This is a genomic window from Haloarcula sp. MBLA0138, assembly GCF_055632455.1.
This window is the reverse complement of sequence record NZ_CM145746.1, coordinates 2,169,006-2,189,443: the sequence shown is the minus strand read 5'-3', so window position 1 is coordinate 2,189,443 and position 20,438 is coordinate 2,169,006. Positions and strand designations below refer to the sequence as shown.

Annotated in this window: 13 protein-coding genes; 5 read left to right on the top strand and 8 right to left on the bottom strand. The window is 71.1% G+C overall.

All coding sequences use genetic code 11. The annotated features are described in order from the left end of the window. Positions 1-348: 348 nt before the first annotated feature. Genes ACV7JO_RS11565 through ACV7JO_RS11545 form a run of 5 tightly spaced genes read left to right on the top strand, consistent with a single transcriptional unit; the run spans position 349 to position 7,769 of the window. Positions 349-1,461 carry a hypothetical protein gene (locus ACV7JO_RS11565; protein ID WP_470353569.1) on the top strand — a complete coding sequence of 371 codons (1,113 nt, stop codon included), beginning with the start codon at positions 349-351 and terminating at the stop codon, positions 1,459-1,461. Positions 1,462-1,463: 2 nt separating this feature from the next. Next, positions 1,464-2,525, top strand: a complete 1,062-nt coding sequence (locus ACV7JO_RS11560) for a hypothetical protein (protein WP_470353568.1) — start codon at positions 1,464-1,466, stop codon at positions 2,523-2,525. 4 nt (positions 2,526-2,529) lie between these two features. Continuing rightward, a complete protein-coding gene (locus tag ACV7JO_RS11555) occupies positions 2,530-3,171 on the top strand; it encodes a hypothetical protein (RefSeq protein WP_470353567.1) in 642 nt (213 codons plus the stop codon). Next, on the top strand, positions 3,168-4,835 hold the full coding sequence (locus ACV7JO_RS11550) for an ATP-binding protein (RefSeq protein WP_470353566.1): 1,668 nt from the start codon (positions 3,168-3,170) through the stop codon (positions 4,833-4,835). The genes ACV7JO_RS11555 and ACV7JO_RS11550 overlap by 4 nt, the downstream gene beginning before the upstream one ends. A gap of 3 nt (positions 4,836-4,838) precedes the next feature. Continuing rightward, on the top strand, positions 4,839-7,769 hold the full coding sequence (locus ACV7JO_RS11545; RefSeq protein ID WP_470353565.1) for an outer membrane protein assembly factor BamB family protein: 2,931 nt from the start codon (positions 4,839-4,841) through the stop codon (positions 7,767-7,769). Here the strand turns inward: ACV7JO_RS11545 and ACV7JO_RS11540 are convergent. From ACV7JO_RS11540 to ACV7JO_RS11505, 8 genes are read right to left on the bottom strand one after another with little or no spacing between them, the layout of a single operon-like run. Next, the gene (locus tag ACV7JO_RS11540; RefSeq protein WP_470353564.1) at positions 7,732-10,413 is read right to left on the bottom strand and encodes a hypothetical protein; all 2,682 of its coding nucleotides are present in this window, start codon (positions 10,411-10,413) and stop codon (positions 7,732-7,734) included. The genes ACV7JO_RS11545 and ACV7JO_RS11540 overlap by 38 nt on opposite strands. Then, on the bottom strand, positions 10,406-11,443 hold the full coding sequence (locus tag ACV7JO_RS11535; protein ID WP_470353563.1) for a hypothetical protein: 1,038 nt from the start codon (positions 11,441-11,443) through the stop codon (positions 10,406-10,408). Before ACV7JO_RS11535 ends, ACV7JO_RS11540 begins: the two co-directional genes overlap by 8 nt. 1 nt (position 11,444) lies before the next feature. Continuing rightward, on the bottom strand, positions 11,445-14,558 hold the full coding sequence (locus ACV7JO_RS11530) for a hypothetical protein (RefSeq protein WP_470353562.1): 3,114 nt from the start codon (positions 14,556-14,558) through the stop codon (positions 11,445-11,447). 5 nt (positions 14,559-14,563) lie between these two features. After that, entirely contained in the window at positions 14,564-15,793 is a 1,230-nt protein-coding gene (locus ACV7JO_RS11525; RefSeq protein WP_470353561.1) for an FtsZ/tubulin family protein, read from the bottom strand. Positions 15,794-15,795: 2 nt separating this feature from the next. After that, positions 15,796-17,871: a hypothetical protein gene (locus tag ACV7JO_RS11520; protein ID WP_470353560.1), complete on the bottom strand. Its 2,076-nt coding sequence runs from the start codon at positions 17,869-17,871 to the stop codon at positions 15,796-15,798. Beyond that, the gene (locus ACV7JO_RS11515; RefSeq protein WP_470353559.1) at positions 17,868-18,944 is read right to left on the bottom strand and encodes a hypothetical protein; all 1,077 of its coding nucleotides are present in this window, start codon (positions 18,942-18,944) and stop codon (positions 17,868-17,870) included. Before ACV7JO_RS11515 ends, ACV7JO_RS11520 begins: the two co-directional genes overlap by 4 nt. After that, entirely contained in the window at positions 18,941-19,192 is a 252-nt protein-coding gene (locus ACV7JO_RS11510; RefSeq protein ID WP_470353558.1) for a hypothetical protein, read from the bottom strand. Before ACV7JO_RS11510 ends, ACV7JO_RS11515 begins: the two co-directional genes overlap by 4 nt. Then, a complete protein-coding gene (locus ACV7JO_RS11505; protein ID WP_470353557.1) occupies positions 19,189-20,298 on the bottom strand; it encodes an FtsZ/tubulin family protein in 1,110 nt (369 codons plus the stop codon). Before ACV7JO_RS11505 ends, ACV7JO_RS11510 begins: the two co-directional genes overlap by 4 nt. Between the last annotated feature and the right edge of the window lie 140 nt (positions 20,299-20,438).

Here is a 20,438-nt window from a genome sequence, read left to right as displayed (position 1 = left end):
AACAACCGAACACGCGCAGGCGGCTACCCGCTCGGGCGCTCGCCGCGGGGCGGCAACTGCGGGGTCCCTTCGCCCCGCACGCGCCGAAGCGGCCTTCCCCGCAAAGCGGCGTGAAGGCCCTGCTGAGGCGCTGAGGCCCCGGGTTCAAATCCCGGCGAGTCCATGATTCTCCTCCCGCGACCGCACCTGTCGGGTGCTTGCACCAGTCCCGGTACGACACGCCGTCGGTGTCGCGGCTCCGGTGTGGGTGTCAACTGTACGACCCGGTCACGGCGGTTCGGCTGCCGCCGGCCGGTTACGACTGTCTCACGGGACAACATTTACTACGTGAGACGTTCATTTCCGGATATGATTCGTCCCGCCGATGACGAGGCGGTACAGGACATATGTCGGGACATCGCGCTCGACAACTACGGGTTCCTGTACGTCAACGACCACAAAGACCAGATTCAGACGGAGTACGAGAGCGCCGACACGGGGCTGACGAAGGCGGGCAGCCTGTCGCTGTCGGACATCGAGGGGACGTTACAGGACGCCGCCGACGACGGTGTCTCCCCGCTGGAGCGGCGGCGCAGCGGTGTCTACTACTACGACCCCTTCGAGACGCGCGAGGGGAGCCGTGTCAGCGACGAACTCAAGAGCATCTTCACGTACGACCTCGTGGTGAACACACAGACCATCGAGAAGCGCTTCGACATCGCGCCCACCGACGTTGGCTTTTTCACGGACGAACTGGAGAGTGAGGACTACGTCCGGCGCATCGCGGCGGGGGAACGGGACTACTACGTCAGCGGGCCGCGGCTGAAAGACGAGACCTCCGGGGACGCGAGCGTCGATTCGCGGCTTCAGGAAGAGGCCAAACACGGCACCATCTCGCATGCCGACTTGGAGACAGTCGTCGACGTGGCGGCGACCAGCGACGTCATCCGCTTTCTGGAGAAGAACGACTTCGTCGCGGACCTCGACGGGGAGTACGTGGTCAAGAGCGCGATGGACGAGTACGCCGCCCACCTCGCTGACGAGGTCGGCGAGAGCGCCGTCGACGAGTTCGGCGACGTGGGCGTACTCCCGCTCGCGGAGTTCGAACAGGTGTTGCGCAACGAGATAGACGAACTGTTCGACGTGTTGCCCCACCTCGGGCGCAACGACGCCGACGAGCTGGTGACGGCGGTCCGGGACGAGGTGGCCGCCGACCACGGCCTCGACGTGACCCGGGAACTCGTCGTCGACGACGAGCGCTTCGAGACGTACGTCACCCGCCGGGCCGAGCAGTTGCGCGACGACGTCGAGAGCGAACACGACCTCGCGACGCCCAGCGACTACCGCGACCACGGTCACCCCGACATCGACGCCATCGAGGTCAGCGACGCGGCGCGTGTCAACCAACACGTCCGCGACGCGGTGCGGACGGAGTTCGACGCGCTCGTCGACCAGCGGTTCTCCGCCGAAAGCGACGCCTAACAATGCCACAGACCTACACAGATTTCGACGTCATCGAACAGGGCGGACAGCGCTACATCGTCGCACAGCCGAAAAGCGACCACGAGGAGCCGGTCCGGTTCTCCGGCGAACTGGAGGAGACGGAGGGGCTGGACGCCACCTTCCGGGACGTCATCAAGAGCCTCATCCAGCAGGACCTCTCGGACGCGCTGAACCTCGAAGCCGACACGGGCGGCACCATCTCGCGTGAGGAGGCGGTCACGACGCTGGCCGACGCCGAGGAGTCGCCGGTCCCGGTCCAGTCCGACCAGCAGGCCGAGGCCATCATCGACTACTTCATCGCCAACGGCGTCCTGAACGAGGACGGCTCCGAGGTGGTCGTCCTCTCGGACCCCGAGTCGCTGGCAGACATCGCCTCGGAGGGCGGCGACACCGAGGACGACACCGCGATGTTGCTCAACTGGATGTCGGCCATCGAGGGCTGTACGACCAAGATTCAGGAGACCATCGACACCGTCGAGGAAGTCGAGGAGGAGCTGCGCCAGCAGATGGGGCAGATAGACGTCTCCCAGAAGATGGAGGAGTACGAACAGAAGCAAAAGGAGGTGGCCCAGCGCCTGATGAACCTGACCAACGGCGGGCAACTCGACAAGGGGGACCTGAGTCAGAGCGAGCAAGCCGAGTACGAGCGCCTCGAACACCGCCTGTTCCACCTCGAATCGATGATCGACTCGGTCAGCAGCGGGAGTGACCTCGACCAAGAGATTCAGAAGATGACTCAGGAGCTCTCGATGCACGTCCAGAACCTCGGGGACACGCAGGGGTCGCTCGAAGTCCAACTCGAACGCCTCCGGAAGGTGTACCAAGTCAACGAGCACATCAACTACGAGGACGCCCGGGAGATGGCCGAACACCTCTCCAGCGTCGCGTCGGCGGTCGCCGGCGTGGCCGACGCCGAGCAGCGCAAGGAGGAGGAGGACACGATGGGTTTTGCCTCCCAGATACTGCAGGGCTCCGAGGACGTCGAGCAGGCGAGTCAGGAGGCCCCCGACGTGGACCAGACCGGGCAGGAACAGGGCGTCTGAGGCGATGCAGGCGCAGTCGCTCGTGGTCGGTGCCAGAGCGCTCGACCGCCGAGCCGCCGCCGTCCTCGACGAGCGACGCCTCGACCCGGTCCGACTGCGCCGGACGGGACTCCAACAGCTGTCGACGCTGGGGACTCTCGCGTCGCTCGTCGAGGCCGGGACGCCGCTCCCGGTGCCCGACGCGGCCGCCGACCCCGCCGACGACGTCGTCGCCGCGCTGTTAGAGCGGCTGTACGCGGAGGGCACCGTCGACGCCGCCTCGCTTGACCCGACGCTCCGGGACCGAGCCGCGGGGACCGACCGCGTCAGTGCTGTCGGGCCGACGCTGCTCGTCCCGCTGGGGGCCGACGGTGCCGTCGGCCACAACTGGCGGCCGGTGTTCCGGCTGCTGGTCGACCGACTCGACGCCACGGCCGGGAAGTGCCGGCGGGTGCTGGCCCGCGCCGAGACGCTCCCGGACGCACCGGTCGCCGAGCGGACGTGGGCCAGCACCGTCGAGGCGGTCGCCGAGACCCGCTCGCTGTTGAAGGCCCAACTCGCCCGACAGGAGTCCCTCCAGCGGCTGTACACGCGACCGGCCGACCAGCCGGCCGAGTTCGCCGACTGGACCATCGACCGGCTCACCGACGCAACGACCGAACCATGAGCACGCTGAATCTCAATCCGATAACGAAGTCGGACCGACCGACGTCCCACATCACCATCCAGAAGCGGAAGGTCGGGTCGTCGAACGTCATCGCCGCCGAACACCGGAACACGAAGGGGTACTTCCGGGTCGACTCCGAGCAGGAGGTGATGAGCAGCGACCTCCAGAACACCGTCTACCTCCACGACAACGCGGCGGAGCTGTTCGGCGGTATCGACCACGGCCTCCCCTTCCGCGTCCACACAGACGTGGGGCTGAGCGAGGTGGCGACCTGCGAGACGGCGACGCTCCACGTCGAGAGCGGCGACGAGGACCGCCTCCGGGAGCATCTCGCCGACGAGCGGTTCCTGCTCCACCGCGGCATCGAGGAGGTGGCCGAGGTGGCCGGGGCGCTGGTCCCGTTCGAGGTGGTCTCGCTGGAGCCGTACAACTACACGACGCTCGTGGTCACCGACAGCACGGACATCGAGTTCGTCGACGCCGGTGCGGCCGAGCGACAGCGCGGGGCCGGCGGCAAGCCCCGCGGCGGCCAAGGGGGCGGTCCCGGCGGGGGCTCCGGCGGAGGTCCCGGCGGCCAGCCCGGCGACGACGGCGAGATGGACGTCGACATCGACGTCTCCCCGGAGAAGCCGACGGTGAGCTTCGAGGCGGACGTGGCCGGGCTCGACGACGTCAAGGAGACCGCGCGGATGCTGCTTGCGCTGTTCGACCCCGAGACCAAGCAGGCCATCACGGACCGCTACGGCGAGAACTTCGCGTCCCGGGGCGGGAGCATGCTGCTGTACGGCCCGCCGGGCTGTGGGAAGACGCTGGTCTCGGAGGCCATCGCCTACGAGGCGGCCAACAACACGAACATCGAGGAGGAGTACGGCGACGTGAAGTTCCTCCCGGTCAAGGGCGGCGACATCCTCTCGCGGTACCCCGGCGAGGCCGAGCGCCGGGTCGAGGCGGTGTTCGAGGAGGCCCACCGGGTCGCACAGGACGGGTTCGCCGTCCTGTTTTTCGACGAGATAGAGACGCTCATCCCCGACCGGAGCGACGACAACCTCCAGCGCCACGAGCGGTCGCTGACCAACGCCTTCCTCCAAGAGATGGGGACCGACAAGATAGAGGACAATCTGCTGGTCGTCGGCGCGACCAACATGCCCTTTACCATCGACCCGGCGGCCAGCCGGCGGTTCCCGCTCCAGCAGTTCATCCCCCAGCCCGGACAGGCCGTGATGAGTCAGGTCTGGGAGAAGGAGCTGTCGGACTTGGAGGCCGCAAACGACGCGGTCGACATCGACTACGACAGGCTGGGCGACGCCTCTATCGGCTACACGCCCGCGGAGATAGCCGACCGGGTGCTGGGGACGGACCTCCAGCGGGACCTCATCAGGAGCGTCGTCGACGACGGGCGCGACCCGGTCACGCCAGACACCGACTACCTGCTCGACCGCCTCGACGACCACCAGCCCAAGACTGTCCGGCAGTTCGTCACGAGCGTCCGCGACGAGGCCGACGCCTTGGAGGGGTATCCGGCGATGCGCGACTACGTCAGCGAGCAGGCCGACCGCCTCGGCATCTCGATGGGCGGCGGGTCGCTGGCGGACCAACTGGCCGCCGTTGCCGACGACGAGGGCGAGAGCGGGGCCGGAACCGCCGGCGGCGACGCGGGGGACTGACCGATGGCACGGGGGGCGACCGACCGCTCGTACGCCGAGGTCGAGCGGCTCTCGCTGGGCAGCGACGCGATGGTGGCCGGCGACGAGTCGGCCGTGGTGTTGGCGACGCCGTCCGGGCGGGTCGACGTAGTCGACGGCGACGGGACGACGACGCTGTCGGTCCCGGGACCGGTCGAGGCCGTCGCCGCCGAGCGGTACGTGTTCACGCTGTCCGGGGAGACGGTGACGGCGACCACGACCAGCGACATCGAGCTGTGGTCGGCGACCGTCGAGGCGGCGCGGACCGTCGCGCCCGTCGGTGCCGGCGGCGTGCTGGCCTGTCTCACCGACGACGGTCGGGTCGTCGGGCTCGACACCGAGACCGGGGCGGAGCTGTACGCCGCCGAACGGCCCCACGCGGACGTGTCGGACCTCGCCGCGGTCGTCGGCGGCCACGGACGGGTCGCCGTCGCCGCGTGGTCGTTTCTCACCGCCTTCGACGACGCCGGCGAGGTGCTGTTCGACCGCAACCTCGACGGGGCCATCGCGCAGGTCGCGCTCGTGGACGACGCCGTCGTCGTCAGGCTGCAAGACGGGCGGCTCGTCCGGCTGTCGCTGCCCGACGCCGAGCAGACGTGGTCCCAGTCGACCGATGCCCGCGACATCGCGGCCACCGACGACGGCGTCGTCGTGGTCGACGGCGAGGGCCTCCGCCGCCTCGACGCCCGCGGCACCGCCGACCCGCTGTCGCTACCCGGCGGGGACCGAGTGGTCGCCGCCGCCGACGGCTCGTTGCTGGCGGTCGCCGACGGCGGGACGCAGACGGTGTACCGGCGGGGGATGCCGCCGGCGGCCGCGCTCGACGCGACGCTGCTGACCGACGCCGCGCGGGCCGACGAGCCGGTCCGCTTCCGCGTGGAGAACACCGGGCCGACGCCGGCCGAAACGACCCTCGCGGCCGCGACCGCGGCCGACGCGCCCCTCTCGCTCGCCGACCGGTCGCCGACGGTCTCGCTCGACCCCGACGAGGCGACCGAGGTCGCGGTGCCCGTCGCAGAGGTGACCGGCGAGGCCGACGTGACCGTCTCGCTGTCGGTCGACGGGGCGACCGTCGGCGAGGGAACCGTCACGCCAGTCGCGCGCGCCGACCCGGCGACGGCGGTCGACGCGACGGGGGCGGTCGACCGCGTGACCCCCGACGGCGTCGAGGCGACCGTGACGGTGACGAACGACGCCGACCAGCCGGCCGACGTGGCCCTCGCGGACGACGAGGCGACCGTCCCGGCCGCCGGCGAGGCCGAGATTCCGGTGACGCTGCCGGCCGACGCCGACCCCGAGCGGCCGCTCTCGGTGACGCTCGGCGACGCGGCGGCCGAGACGGCCGTGACCGTGCCGCTCCCGGCCGACTCGCCCGCGCTCTCGGTCGCCGCCGGCGGCGACCGGGCGAACCCGTTTCTCGACGTGACGCTGTCGGTCCCCTTCGACGCGACGCTCGTCGGGACGCTGTCGGTCGACGGCGGCGACCGGCTACAGGTCGACCGCGACCTCGAACTGTCCGGCGGGACGCGGCTACGGCTCGCGGTACCCCTGAGCGAATCGTTCGTCGCCGACGGCGTCGACGTGACGGCGCGGCTCCCGGGCCACGGCGTGACCGAGCGGGCCGCGCTGTCGGCCGCGGAGTGGCCCCGCGCCCGCGACGACCGCGCCGAGTCCAGTGGCGGGGAACCCGCTGGCCGGTCGACGCCTGCCACGCCCGCTCCGGCGTCCGATTCGGGCGACCAGAGAGCCACCGGCCGCCCGGAGCCGGACGTTGCGGACGGCGAGGCGAGCGCGGACGACGCCGACGCGGGGCTGGCCCCGTCGCTGCAGGTCGACCGCGACGTTCCCGAGGCCGTCGCCCGGGGGCGTCGGTTCACGGAGACGGTGGCCGTGGAAAACGTCGGGACCCGCGCGGCGACCGGCGTCACGGTCGCGCTGGACGGGGCCGAACACCGAATCGACCGCGTCGAACCCGACGGGCGGGTGACCGTCGAACGCGACCACGCGGCTTTCGACGTGGGGCCGGTCGACGTGGCCCGGGGCACCGTCGCCCACGACGGGACGACCCGCGAGGTGCCGGCCCGCTCGGTCACGGTCGAACCCGGCGCGTTCCTCGCCCGCGTCACCGCCCGACCGGACGGGTCGGCGACGGCCCTGTCCTTCGAGTGTGCGAACACCGGCGACCGCCCCTGTCGGGTCGGCGCGCTCGGCGTCGACCCCGACGGGGCCGAGGCGGAGGTGTGGACCCTCGACGACGGCCCCGAACTGGCCCCCGGCGAGACGGCGACGCTGGAGCGGCGGGTCGGCGGCGACGCCGTCCCGGCCGAGGCACCCTTCGCGGCTGGCGTCCGCTACCGCACCCCCGGGTCGGAGCCGACCCACTACTGGACGCTGGCGGCCCGCGAGGGCGGGGCGGACGAGGGCGGCGTCCCGGACGTGCCTCTATCGCTGTCCGTCACGCCGCGGTCGCGGCCCGCGGTCGGCCGCAACAGCGCTATCGAGTGTACGCTCACCGCCGGGACGGCCGTGACGGACCTCTCGGTCGAGGCCGCCGGCGACGCGGTCGCGCCCCTCGCGGCCGGCACTCGCGACATCGGCCGCCTCGACGCCGGGGACGCCGAGCGCTACGTCGTCGACATCGAACCCGCCGCGCCCGGCACCGCGTCGTTCACGCTCTCGGTGTCGGGCGACACGCGGGACGGCGCGGTCGAACACGTCTACCGAGTGTCCGGCCCGGTCGCGGACGACGACGGCGCGGCCCCCGGTGCCGACGACATCGCGGACGCGTGGGCCGCGACGCGGACCGACGGGGGTGCCCCCGACGACGCAGACGAGGGAGGACGGGACGGCGAGACGGCCGCCGCCGACTCGCACCTCGTCACGCCGTGTCGCCGGTCAGCAGGAAGTCGCCGCTGACCGACTCGGCGGAGTCCTGCACGTAGCGGTAGATGGCCCGCGCCTCCAACCCGAGGGCGACGAGGAAGGCAAGCGCCACTGCGCCCGCGAAGCCAAAGGAGAGCAGCCGGCCCTGTTCCATGCGCTGTGTGAACGCCGCCCGCTCGGTCCGGGCCGTCTGCGCCCGGCTGGTCGCGCCGGCGGACTCGAACTGCCCTTCAGCCTGCGTGTAGGCCTCGACCACGGCCGACTGTTGCCGCTCGACGGAGTCGAGGTTCCCTATCCAGAACACCGGGCGGCCGCCAACCGACAGCATCGTCGCGGCCGTGAGGTTCGTCCGCTCGGTCCGGGCCGTCTGGAGGTTCGCGTTCCCGTCGCTGACGAGCGTGGAGTACTCGCGGAACGCGGACTGGGACTGGTTCTGGAGGCGCGTAGCCTGTTGGTCGTCGTCGGCCAGCGCCGCGAGCTGAGCGAGCTGACGGTAGGTCTGGGCGTGTTCGAGCATCGTCGTCTCGTTCGAGTCGAGGCGCTGGCGGTAGTGGCTCCGCTGTTGTTCCAGTAGCTCGCTCAGTATCGACTCGGCGGCGTCGGACGAGCCGGCCATCCGGTCGCGTATCGCCGGCGTCCGGACCCGCTCGGAGGCGCTCGCGAGGGTGTTGTACGTCGCCGCGGCCCGCGTGAGCGACCGCTGTGCCGCGGTGTGGTTGCCCGCCGCCAACTGCTCGCGGGCGTCGGCGGTGTACCGGAGGAACAGCGCCGTGGACCGGCCCGCGGCGCTGACGGTCGTCACGTCCCGGCGAGCCTGCCGCGAACTGTCCTCGCGGAGCCGGGTCGCCAGCGCCTCCATCGCGTCGGCCGTCCCGGTGGCGACCGTCTCCCGCCGGCTGTCACCGCTGGTCTCGGCGGCCCGGAGGTCCTCGACGGTCGCGGTGAAGTCGACCGGCCGCGGCGTGGCGGTGATGGTGATGGTCTGTGTGTCGATGTTGTCACCGGTGATGCGGTACTCCCAACTGTACTGGGTGAAGAACTGCGCTCGCGTGTCGAAGGTGATGGCGGTGACGAAGGGTGCGGACTCGCCGGCCGACAGCGACTCCGGGCGCTCGGCGACCGTCAGCCAGCCACGCTCGGGGCCCGACACCTGCTCGATGTCGAAGTTCTCCACGTCCTTGTAGCCCAGCCGCTCGCTGACGAGTACGTTCCGGGTGACGCTGCGGGTGGCGACGACGCGACCGTAGCTCACGTCGCTGGTCTCGACGGCCAGTTCCGTGTCGTGCTCGACGGTGACGGTCGCGGACGCGCTCTCCTCGCCGGCCTCCACGGCGTCGACGCCGACGCTCAGGCTCCGTTCGCCCTCCGGGGCGGCGGCGTCGGCGGTGACCCTGACGTCGACGGTGCGGGAGTCCTGTGCCGGGACGGTCCCGGGCGCATCGACGACCGTCGCGCGCAGGTCGCTCCCGGAGACCGACGGCGTCACGTCGGTCACCTCCATGGGTTGGTCGCCGCCGTTCTCGATGGTGACCGGCACCGTCGTCGAGAACTCGCTTTGCTCGCTCCGTGGCTCGTCGAAGACGATGGTCTGGTCCTCGGCGGTGACCGACTCGTAGTACGGCGGGTAGATGACGCGCGCGTTGAACGAGACGGTCGTGCCCACGCCCTGCGGGTCGTCGGGCCGCAGGTCGACGTTCCACGTGAGGTCGGCGTGTTGGTCGGCGTCGGCGTCGACGTCTATCCGGGCGGTCCCGTCCCGGGAGCCGCCGGCGGAGATGTAGCCGTCGATGCCCGACAGCGAGAGCGTCCCGCCGGGGTCGCTGCCGTCGGACGCGACCGTCACGCCGTCGACGTTCTCGTAGCCGCCGTCCTCCCTGATGGTAAAGTCCGTCGAGGCCGACTCGCCGACGAGGATGTCGCCCAGTTCCACGTCGTCGTCGGGCCCGGCCAACACCGGGGCCTTCACCACGTCGACGCTGACGGTGAACTGCTCGCTGTTGCCCAGCGAGTCCGTCAGTCGGATACCGATGTCGTGGCTCCCCTCGCTGACCGAGTCGTCGACGTCCACGTCGACCTCGACCGTCCCGCTGTCGCCGGCATCGATTTCTCCTGGGGTCGAGAGTTCGACGCTCATCCCCGACGGGACGCCGCTGGTCGACCCGGAGACGCCGGTCATCACGCCGTCGCCGGTGTTCTCCACGTCGACGTTGACCGACGTGGAGGCGCTGGTGCCGCCGGTGAACTTGACCTCGGTCGACTGGGTGCCCACCGAGCCGAACCGCGGGCTGCGGACCTCCACGTCGGCGGTCAGCGTCTCCGAGTAGCTCCCGCCCGGACCGTTGACCGTCGAGTAGATGTCGTAGCTCCCCTCGCGCGCGCCGTCCTGTGCGGTCGCCTCGTACTCGACGGTGTAGCGCTCGCCGTTCTCGACGGTGAACGACCGGTCGCTCGTCAGCGTGAACGACACGTCGCCCTGCCGGTCGCTGGTCGGGCTGACCGTCGCGGTCCCGTTGCCACGCGCAGTGAAGGTGTAGCTGAGCGTCGTGCTGTCGCTGTCGCCGCTCTCTGCTTCCTGTAGTTCGAGCGTGCCGGTCTGGTCGGCCGCCACCAGGCCGGCGCTCGCGGCCAGACAGAGCGCCATCGCGGCGACCGCGACGGCGCGGACCGTCTCACCCACGGAGCATCGCCCCCACGAGCACGGAGTCACCGTGTGCGGCGGCCTCCAAGTCCCGCCGCCAGACGGTCAGCCGCCACGCGACGAGGGCACAGAACAGGCCCAACAGGACGGTGTATCCGACGATGACGACGGCGCTCGCCACCGCCAGCGTCGACCGGACGCTTCCGACCGACGACCGGAGGTCGGTCAGGGACTGGCTCCGCCCCGAAAGGCCGTGGGTCTCGGCCAGCGCCATGGCCTCGTCGGTCCGCTGGGTAGCCCGCTGTGCCGCCCGGTACTTCGGGAAGACGCCGAAGCCGTAGCCCGTCAGGGCCGCCGCGACGCCCCCGCAGTTCGAGCAGCTATCGACGAACCCCGCCGCGGCCGCCGCGGAGTCGTTCATCTCGGCCACGTCGGCCGCGTAGCTCTGTTCGACGCTATCGACCCGCAGGAGGACCTGCGAGTAGCGGTCCGTCGCGCCGGCGCGCTGGTAGGACAGTGCCGCCCGCCGGAGCGTCTGTATCCGCTGTGGCGTCACCGACTCCGACTCCGCCGCCGACTGCAGCGACTGCCCGGTCCGAGCGTAGAACCGCTCCAGCGCCACGTCCGCCAGCACGGCGTAGCGCTCGCCGCCGTCGACCGCCCGCAGTCGCTCGCTGACCGCGCTGGTCTCGTTGGCGGCCGCGATAGCGGCCCCGTACTCGCCGGCCTGCTGGCGGGCGTGGGCCGTCTCGAAGGTCCGGAGCAGGTCGAGGACGAGCCCCATCCGCTCGGCCTCCGTCCCGGTGAAGTTGCCTATCTGGACCGCCAGCACGGCCTGCGAGCGGATGACCTCGAACTCGCTGTAGGCCGTGTACGCCGCGGTCCCGTTCAGCCCGCGGAACGTGGCGAGATACGCCGACGCGGAGTCGGGTTGGCTCTCGTTTGTCTGTGCGAACTCGGTCGGGTGACTGACGGCCGGCGCGGCCGGCGAAGTCGGTGCCGCGGTGCCCGCTGCCGGCACCGCCACGACCGCCGCCGCGACGACCAGCGTCACGAAGTGCCCTCTCATGTTAGTACACCGTCCGCTCCATCCGCGCCCTGAGTCGGTCGTCGTCGAACAGCCCCTCGATGGCGTCGAGCAGTGCCTCGGCGACGGCGACCAGCGACGCCGATTCCACCTGCGTGGCCCCCGTGTTGTCCCGGACCATCGTCCGGACTCCCTCGCGCATCTCTCTGGCCGGACTGACCTCCGCCACGTCGCCGGCGGCCGCCGAGATGCGGTCGTCGACGGCGTCGAGTCGGTCCCCCACTTCGCCGCGCTGCTCGCCGATGTCCAGTTCCGCCAGCTCCGTCACGCGCTCGACCGACAGCTCGCCGCGCCACGACACCGTCGCCGTCGGCAGGTCCGAACACGCCGAGAAGAGGTCGACGTTGCGTTTCGAGGTCATCACGTCGTCGACGGTGTCGGCCGCCGCCTCGCCGGCGTCCAGCAGCGCCGCCACCGCGTCCTCGGGGTCGACGCTCGCCGTCAGCAACGCGTGGCCGCTGTCGGGAATCCGCTCGACCGCGTCGGCGACGCCGTCGAGGACGCTCGCGTAGTAGGCCGGAATCGCGCCGTCGCGCCGGCTCACGCTCCCGATGTCGTCGGCTCGGTCCCGGAGCGAGCGGACCCGCTCGGCCGCCGCCGACGGGAGGGTGTAGTCGAGACGGACCGCGACATCCGTCCGGCTTGTCTCGCCGTCCCGGACCCGGACCGTGCTCCGGCCGGCGCTGAACTGCGGCGGTCGGTCGCCCAGTTTCGGTTCGACCGCGTACTCGCCGACCGGGAGGTCGGTGAAAGTCGCCGTCCCGTCAGCGCCCGTGGCGTCGCTCCGGCGCTCGTTCCCGCGCTGGCGGGCCACCGTCACGGGGACGCCGGGGACGCTCTCGCCAGCTATCGTCACCGTCGCCGTGACGGTGCCCGTCAGCGGCCGCAGTTCGAGCGTCGTCGTCGTGCGTCCGTCCAGCGAGGCCGGCGACCACGTCGCCCCCTCGTAGGCGTCGTGGTCGACCGACACCTCGAACGACGACGCCGACAGCGGCAGCGTCGTCCCCCACTGCCCGCTTCCGTCGGTCTCGCTGGGACTTCGCCGCTCCCCGTCGACCGTCGCGGTCACCGACGCGCCCGACACCGGCTCGCCGGTCTCGCCGTCGACGACCTCGATGCCGGCGCGTCGCCCCTCGAACTCGACGACCAGTTCGCCGCCGGCCTGTCGCTTCCCCGAGGACGCCTGCCGGCCGCCGTGCTGTGCCCGCGCCTGCCACCGCTGCCCGGACTTCAACTCGACGGTGCCGACGCCGTCGGTGACCTCCGTCTCCTCTACCTCCATGTCGCTCAGCACTTCGACCGACACCGTTCCGCCGATGGGGGAACCGGTCTCGTCACGGACGCGTATCGTCGTCTCGTGCGTCGAGGGTCCGGCCGCGGCGGCCCCGCCGCTCCCACCGCTTTCCAGCGCGAACGACCCGTAGCCAAGCACCGCCGCGGCGGCGACGAACCCGTAGACAGAGCCCAGTTCGATTACCCGCTCGAACGACGACAACACGCCGTAGCGGCCGAGGCCGTACAGCCCGCCCGCGAGGGCGACGCCGACGGCCCCGACGCTGACCGCGAGCGCCAGCGGTCGGTCCACCGACTGCCTGTCCGCGAGCGCGCCCCACAGGGCGCCGACCGCCCCTGCGACGCCGAGCGCCGCCGCGAGGAAGACCGCGTAGGCCCCTGCCTCGTTGTCGGCCGCCCACCAGCCGAACGCGAGGCCGAACGCGGCCACGCCGACCGCCAGCCCGAACGCCGTCGGCCGGTCGACGGGTGTCCGGTGTTCGGTGAACACCCGCGTCGCGCCGAAGGAGACGAGCCCCAACACGCCGGCGACGACGAGCACGAGGTTGTCCGCTACGAGCCCGACGGGGTCCCGCTGCGCTTGGCCGCCGGCCCCGCCGGTCCCGCCGTCGCCGCCCTGCACCGCCGAGGCGTTCCCGACCGCTTCGACCGTGACCGCGCGGTAGTCCTGTTCACCGACCAAGACGGCCGTGAAGCCGCTCCCGGTCGCGGCGACCGCGTCCGGAACGGTGAGGACCGACCGCGACGCGTTGACGACGGCGGCGTCGTACCGCCGGACCTCGCCGCTCCCGTTCCGTATCCAGACGGCCGTGAGGTCGTCGGGCACCGCCGGCAGCGCGATGGTCTCGCTCGACGCGTTCCACTCGACCGCCCGCCTGTTCTCGACGGGTTCGAGGACCGACGCCGGCGGGCCGCTCCGGTTGTACACCGTTCGGCCGTCGACCGCGGCGACGCGTAGTCGGAGCCGGTCGGCGTAGAGGACCTGCTCGGGGAGCGTGACGCGGCCGCCGTAGTCGGTCGCTCCGCGCGTCGTCGGCCCGCCGGCGGTCACGGTCCGACTGAACGTCCCGCCGGGACCGTCCGTCGTGGCCGTGACGGCGTACCGCTGGCCCGCCCGGACCAGCGGGTGGCTCACGTCGGCCCCGTCGCCGGACGACACCACGTAGGCCGTGGCCGCCCGCCGCGGGACGAGTTCGTAGGTGCGGTTGCTCCCGCCGGGCAGGACCCGGAACCGAACGCTGTCGTACAGCGAGACGTTGTCGCGGATAGCCCCGAGCGGGACGCGGACCGTCCCGTCGCGGTAGGTCCCGTCGACGGTCAGGTTCCCGCCCGCGCCGTCGACCGCGACCGGGACCGCCGCGCCGTCGGGCACGCCGACGACGGTGCGCTCCTCGACCGGGAGCGTGACGTTGCGGGCCACCACGTCGCCGTCACCGGCCCGCTCGGCGTAGCGGAGGCCGACCGGGACGCCGACGCTCGTCCCGTTGACGGTCACGACGACCGAGACCTGTCTGAGGTCGCCGGAGACGTTCCGGAACGCCGTCAGCGGGATGCTCCGGGTGTGTGTCGTTCGGGCGGTGTAGTTCAGCCGGTAGCTCCGTATCGTCTGTCCGCGGACGGAGACGTTCGTCGCCTGCGTCCCGGTCGCGTTGACCGCGCTCGCGTCGACGGCGACGGTCACGTTCGCCCCGTCGCGCGTCACCGAGACGTGGCCGTCCGCGGCGGCGGTCCCGGCACCCAGCGCGACGGCGGCGGCGACGAGGAGCAGGCACGCGACGGCCCGGCCGGCGTGTGGCGTCCCCACGCTGGTCACCTCCGCGTACCCGACAGGTAGTCGTCGAGGTTCTGCTGTACCGTCCGGAACTGGTCGGCGGTGAACTCCTCGGTCGGCGTGTCGATGTCCGTCGCCAGCCCGTCTTCGGTCGCCTGCTCCATGATGCGCTCGAACTTCGGTCGGGAGTTCTCGAGCAGCGGTTCGAGGTCGAATCCGCCGAACAACAACAGCACGTCCACCTCGTCGTCCTGTCGCTGTGTCGGCGTCAGCGTCGGCATCTGGTGGACCACCTCGTCCATCCCGTTGGCGTCGAGCCACTGCTGGAGGGCCATCTCCACGTCGGCCTCGGTGTACTCGCCGGCCTCGATGAGGTGTTCGGGGGCGCGGACGACGGCGTAGACGACCTTCGCGGTCGTCGGGTCCATCGGGACGAACACGTTGTCGGCGGCCTTGTCGAACAGCAGGTCCAACTCGAAGACGGAGGGTTGGTCCATCGCCACGCCGGGCGTGAAGTGATAGGCGTCCAGCCGCGAGGGCCACGTGACGAGGTCCGAGACGTCGACGACGCTGTGGGTCTGGCGGCCGGCCCCTATCATCATGTCGACGGCGGCGATGGCGTTGCGGTTGACCGACTCGTGGCGGTCCTCGTTTGGCCCGTTGAGGTCGTCGTCGTTCGAGATGTGGGAGTTCGAGACCAGCAACACCATGTCGGCGTTCTGGGTCCCGTCGTACCACCGCAGGAGCCGAGAGAGGCCACAGACGGCGTTGAAGTGGCGCTGTCCCCCCTCGAAGTCGTAGGGCCACGCCGCCAGCGCGACGTGGATGACGTCCTCCATGGCGGTGTTGGGCGGCTCCTCCTTGAGCGAGTTGATGATGTAGGGCACCGAGCCGTTGCCGGTCCCCCCGCCCAGCGTCGCCATGTAGAGGAAGGCGTCGGACTCGTCGATACCGTTGTCCGCTATCTCCTGACTGATGCGGTCCTCGTCGACCTCGGCGCACTGCTCGCCGCCGGGGAAGTAGTTGCCCACGCCGTCCAGCGGTCCGAACTCCAGCGTGTGGTCGGCGCGGATGTCCTGTATGTCGATAGTGTTGCGCTCGATGCGCTCGATGGTGTTGGCGATGTCCGTCCGGTTGGTGTTCATCACCAGCACCCGGTCGTCGATACCGGGGTTCTCGGTGCGACTGAACAGCGTCGAAGCGATACGGCCGCCGCCCTCTCCGGAGGCGAGGACGGCCCAACGGGTGTAGGTGTCTGATTGGGACATAGCTAGTGTTTCCTGAGGTGGTCGCCCTCGACGGCGGCGTCGTCGAGGTCGTCGGCCGCCAGTTCGGACAGCGCCGCGTCCGGAACCGGCGCGGAGAGGAACCGCTCTCTGAGTTCGTCGAAGGCGATGGACTCGCCGTCGTCTAGGTTGTACGCGACGACGTTCTCCAGTTCGCCCCGCAGGCTCTCGCCGTCGTAGACGAGGACGGTCCCGTCGTCGAGCCGGGTCGCGCCGCGGCCGGTCCGCTCGGCCCACAGCGCCAGCAGACAGGGGACGTACTCCGCGTCGACGCGGTAGGACATGTCGGTGCTGAGATACCCCTCGTCGTCGAACCGGTCGGCGAAGGTGTCGGCCAAGTCGTCGAGGTACTGCTCGGCCTCGCCCTCGATGCCGTCACACAGTTGGTCCCTGAGCGTCACTTCCGGGAGGTCCAGCGACACCTCGGTGTCGCCGTCGACGGTCACGCTCGCCTCGGCCCGGCCGAAGTCGTCGTCGTCCGGGGCCGCCTCGACGGTGTACTCGCCGAAGGGGACCTCGTCGAACGCTGCCGTCCCGACCAGCGGCGTCGTCACCGTCTCGGTCGCGGTGTGACGGTCCCCCTCCAGCGTGACCGTCACGTCCCGGTCGGGACCGCCCCGCTCGAAGCTCACGGTCGCCTCGACCGCGTAGGTCTCGCCGCCGCCGTCGACCGACAGGCTCGGCTCGTCGATGTCGAACGACACCGTCTCGGGGTTCTCGCGGTAGTACAGCCCGAGGAACTGCGCCTCGTGTTGGCGCACGGGCAGGTCGTCGGCATCGACCCGGCCCGTGGCCTGTAGCTCCGTCTCGATGACCTCCCGGACTTGGTCGTAGCCGCTGACCACGTCGGCCTTCGGCCGGAGGTCGTCCAGCGCCGCGGTGAGGGCGTCGACGGCCTCGGTCCACGTCCGCTCGAACGACTGGAGGTCGCCGGTCTCGCGAAGCTCCGCCGCGAAGTTCCGGCGGTGGGTCTCGGGGACGGTGTAGTAGCCGTCGGGGATGTCCGCCCGTTCGAGCCGGCCGACCACGTCGTCGAGGGCGGCCGCCAGCGCGGTCACCACGTCCAGTGCGGTCTCGCGGGCCGCCTCGCGGTGTTCGGTCAGCGCCGACAGCTCCATGGCGTCGTCGAGGTCGGCGACCGCCCGCTGGATGTCGCTCACGTCGGCGTCCGTGTCGGTGAGGTAGTCGTCGGCGTCGCTGTCGGCTATCGTCTCCAGCAGCGACCGGAGGTCCGCCCGGACGCTGCTGAACGCCCGTTCGCCCTCCCGCCGGACGGTGTCCCGCGCGTCCAAGAGGGCGGTCACGGCGTCGGCGAAGCGGTCGTCGGCGGCGGCCGCGCGGGCCTCGGCCAGTCGCTCCTCGACGGCCTCGCGGTCCACGTCGTCGGCGGAGCCGACGGTGTTCTGGATGGTCTCGGCCGCCGCGTCGACCCGCTCGGTGGCGAACTCTCGGGCCTCGTCGAGCGTCGCCCCCGCGGCCTCCCAGTCGTCTTCGGGCACGTCCGCCCGGGTCGGGCGCTCCCCGACCGCCGCGAGGTCGTCGATGCGGTCCAGTTCCGAACCGATCTCCTCGACGCGGCGCTCGACGGCCTCGCCGAACGCGCTGTCGAGGTCGGTATCGAGACTGTCGACCCGACCCGCCAGCGAGTTCACGTCCTCCAGCGTGTCGACGCTGCCGAGCGTGAACGCGCCCGTCTCCTCGTCGAACTCGATGCCGGCCGCCCGGAGGTCCGCGACCAGTCCGTCGACGCCGAGCCCGAGGCCGTCGCCGAACACGTCGGGGTACTCCTGTCGCATCCGCGCTCTGGTCTCCCAGCAGTCGGTGAAGGACTCGCCGACCTCCCGGGCGCGCCGCCGGGTGTACTGGGTCTGGTCGGTCCCGGTCGAACTGATGCGCCGGCGGACCCAGAGCCCGCCGACGACCACCAGCATCGGCGCGATGGCGGCCGCGGCGTACACGGCGAGTTGGGAGCCGAAGAAGACGAACACGCCCGCGCTGAGGAGGCCGCCCAGCACCACCAGCCCGAAGATGCCCGCCACGGTCCGGGTCGAGGACTTCACAGCAACGCCCCCCCGATACCGGTCACGAACAGCAGCGCCAGCCCGCCGGCCAGCAGGGCGAGGCCGACGGCGACCGGGAGAACCAGCAGCGACCGGTCGAAGTCGCTCCCCCCGAAGTCGCTGAAGTCCTGCGTCTTCTGTCCGTACTGTCTGAGCCTGTACCCGCCGCCGATGGCCCCGATGACGAGGCCGGTGAGTAGTCCCGCTACCATGTTGGTCAGGATTGTCCGCCGCGCGGTCGCTTCCACCGAACGCAGCGCGGCCCGGTATCGGTCGAGCGCGGCCGCGGTTCGGTCGTCCGTCGCTGTCCGGCTTCGGTGGAGGGTTTCGAGGGTCCGCCCGTAGTCGCCGGGCGGGAGCGAACTCGCGTTCGCTCTGGCGTAGAGGAGACCGCGCAGGGCAGCGGCGTCGTCGTCCGCGGCGCGTCCAGACCGGTTCAGCCGCGTGAGCGTGTCGTTGGCGCTCCCCGCGTATCGGTCGGGGAACGCCGACGGCTCGGACTGTCGGATTCCGGCGGCCGTCTCGTTCAGGGCGTCGGCGGCCGCCAGCGTCTCGTCTCGCGCGTCGAGGTAGTCGCTCTCGTTGGCCCGGTAGGCGCTCGCCCGCCCGGACCGGAACGAGAGCGTCGTCCCCGTCAGGCCCGACTCGACTGTCGGCCCGCGCTGGACGGTGACGGTGAACCCGTTCGCCGGCTCCCGGCCGGTGATGTTGTCGGGACGCAGTTCGACGCGTGGCTGTCCCGCGGGGACGACCGCGCTGTAGGTCGCCGCCTCCCGGGTGACACTCTCCAGTCCGGCCCGGTCCGCGACGCCCCAGAGCGTCGTCCCGCCGCTGGTGGTGTTTATGGCCCTCCCGCCGTCACAGTACGCCACCGAGACGTTCGTCCCGGGGTACAGCGCGAGGTCGTCCGTGTGTGGCTGGTCGCTCCCCGCCACGAACAGCACCGGCGTCGACCCGGAGATGTCGCCACAGGCCGCGCGGGCGTCCGCGGCGCGGTCGGCCGCCGCGGGCCCCGAACAGAGCGCGACGAGGGCGACGAGGGCGACGACGGCGGCGGCGTGTCCGACTCTCATGATAGCTTCCGGTTCCAGTAGGCGAACATCGAGGCGCTCCCGAGCACCGCCCCGAGGCCGAGGCCCAGCAGGGCCCCGGTCCCGACGTGGACGAGCGGCTGCTGGCTCAGTTCCACCGCGGCGACGGCCGCGGCCGTCCGCGCCTGCAGACCGGCGACGCCGCCGGTCGACTGCCCGGCGGCCGAGCCGGCGAGCAGGCTCCCGACCAGCGCGACGCCCGCTGCGAGAGTCGCCCGCGTCCGGTTCATGACACGACGGCCTCGGACTCGCGCTCGTACTCGGTCGCCAGCGATTCCAGTTCGTCGAGCCGGTCCAAGTCCTCCCGGCGGTAGGTAAACAGCGTCGTGAACGAGACGAGGTTGCGCTTGGTCAGCGTCGCTCCGAGGTTCACCTCGTCACACCGGGCGGTGAGAAACGACCGGAGCTTCGACGTGTCGACCTGATACTCCGTCCCGGCGACGTACTTCGAGGGGGCCCGCAGGAGGCCGATGGCCTTCCGGGCGTCGTCCGTGTCCGCACCCTCGACAGTCTGTTTCAGCTCCGCGAGGTGGGACAGCGCCGAGGCGTCGACGGTCTTTCCCCCGACGAACGGGAGCAGGTAGCCCGACAGCGACCGCGTCATCTGGACCGACCGCCCCAGCGACGCGTAGCCGGTCTCGCCCTGCTCGCCGCCGAGGCCAAAGGAGAGGCTCGTCACGATGTCCTGAATGTCGATGATGGGCGGGTCCACGTCGTACTCGCTGCGGTCGATGCGTTCCAGCACCGTCCCGGAGACGAGGTCGACCAGCGATGCCGCCACGTACTCGTTGAGGTCGGTGAACTGCCCTTCCGCGGCCTCGTGGTAGGACAGGCGCTCGTTGTCCACGAGGATGATGCCGTCGGCGACGTCCTCGATGCGGTCCAGCCCGTAGCGGGCGTTCCACGCCTGTCGGCTGGGCGAGGTCTCCTCGTCCTCGTCGGCCTGCCCGACCGGTCCTTGCGTGTTCGGCAGGACACAGACCGCGATGGTCTTGCAGGTCCCGTCCGTGTAGTCGTCGATGGCCTCGATGAGGTGGGGCGTGATGCCACAGCCGGTACCCCCGCCCAGCCCGCAGAAGACGAACGCGAAGGGGACGTTCGTCTCCGTGGTGGCCGCGGGTCGCTCGTCGCCCTCGTCGCTCTCGACTCGCTCGGTCAGTTCGTCTCGCAGCGTGCTCTCGAGGACGCTCCGGTTGTCCGCCATCACCTCGTTTGCGCGCACCGGGTTCCGCCCGAACCCGCCGGTGACCTGCTCCTCGAACCCGTCGGTCGTGCCCGGGACCAGTCCGGCCCCTTCCGCGACGCCATACCAGTTGTCACGCCCGATATTCTGCATCTTTTGCAGGTCTCGTATCGTGGAATTAAATACGAGCGGTGTGGCTATCTGACCCATGTTCTTGTGGGCGAAGATCTCGTCCACGATGGAGCTGCCTGCCTGTCCTGCACCCACAAAGAGATATGGCATTGGTCCACGTA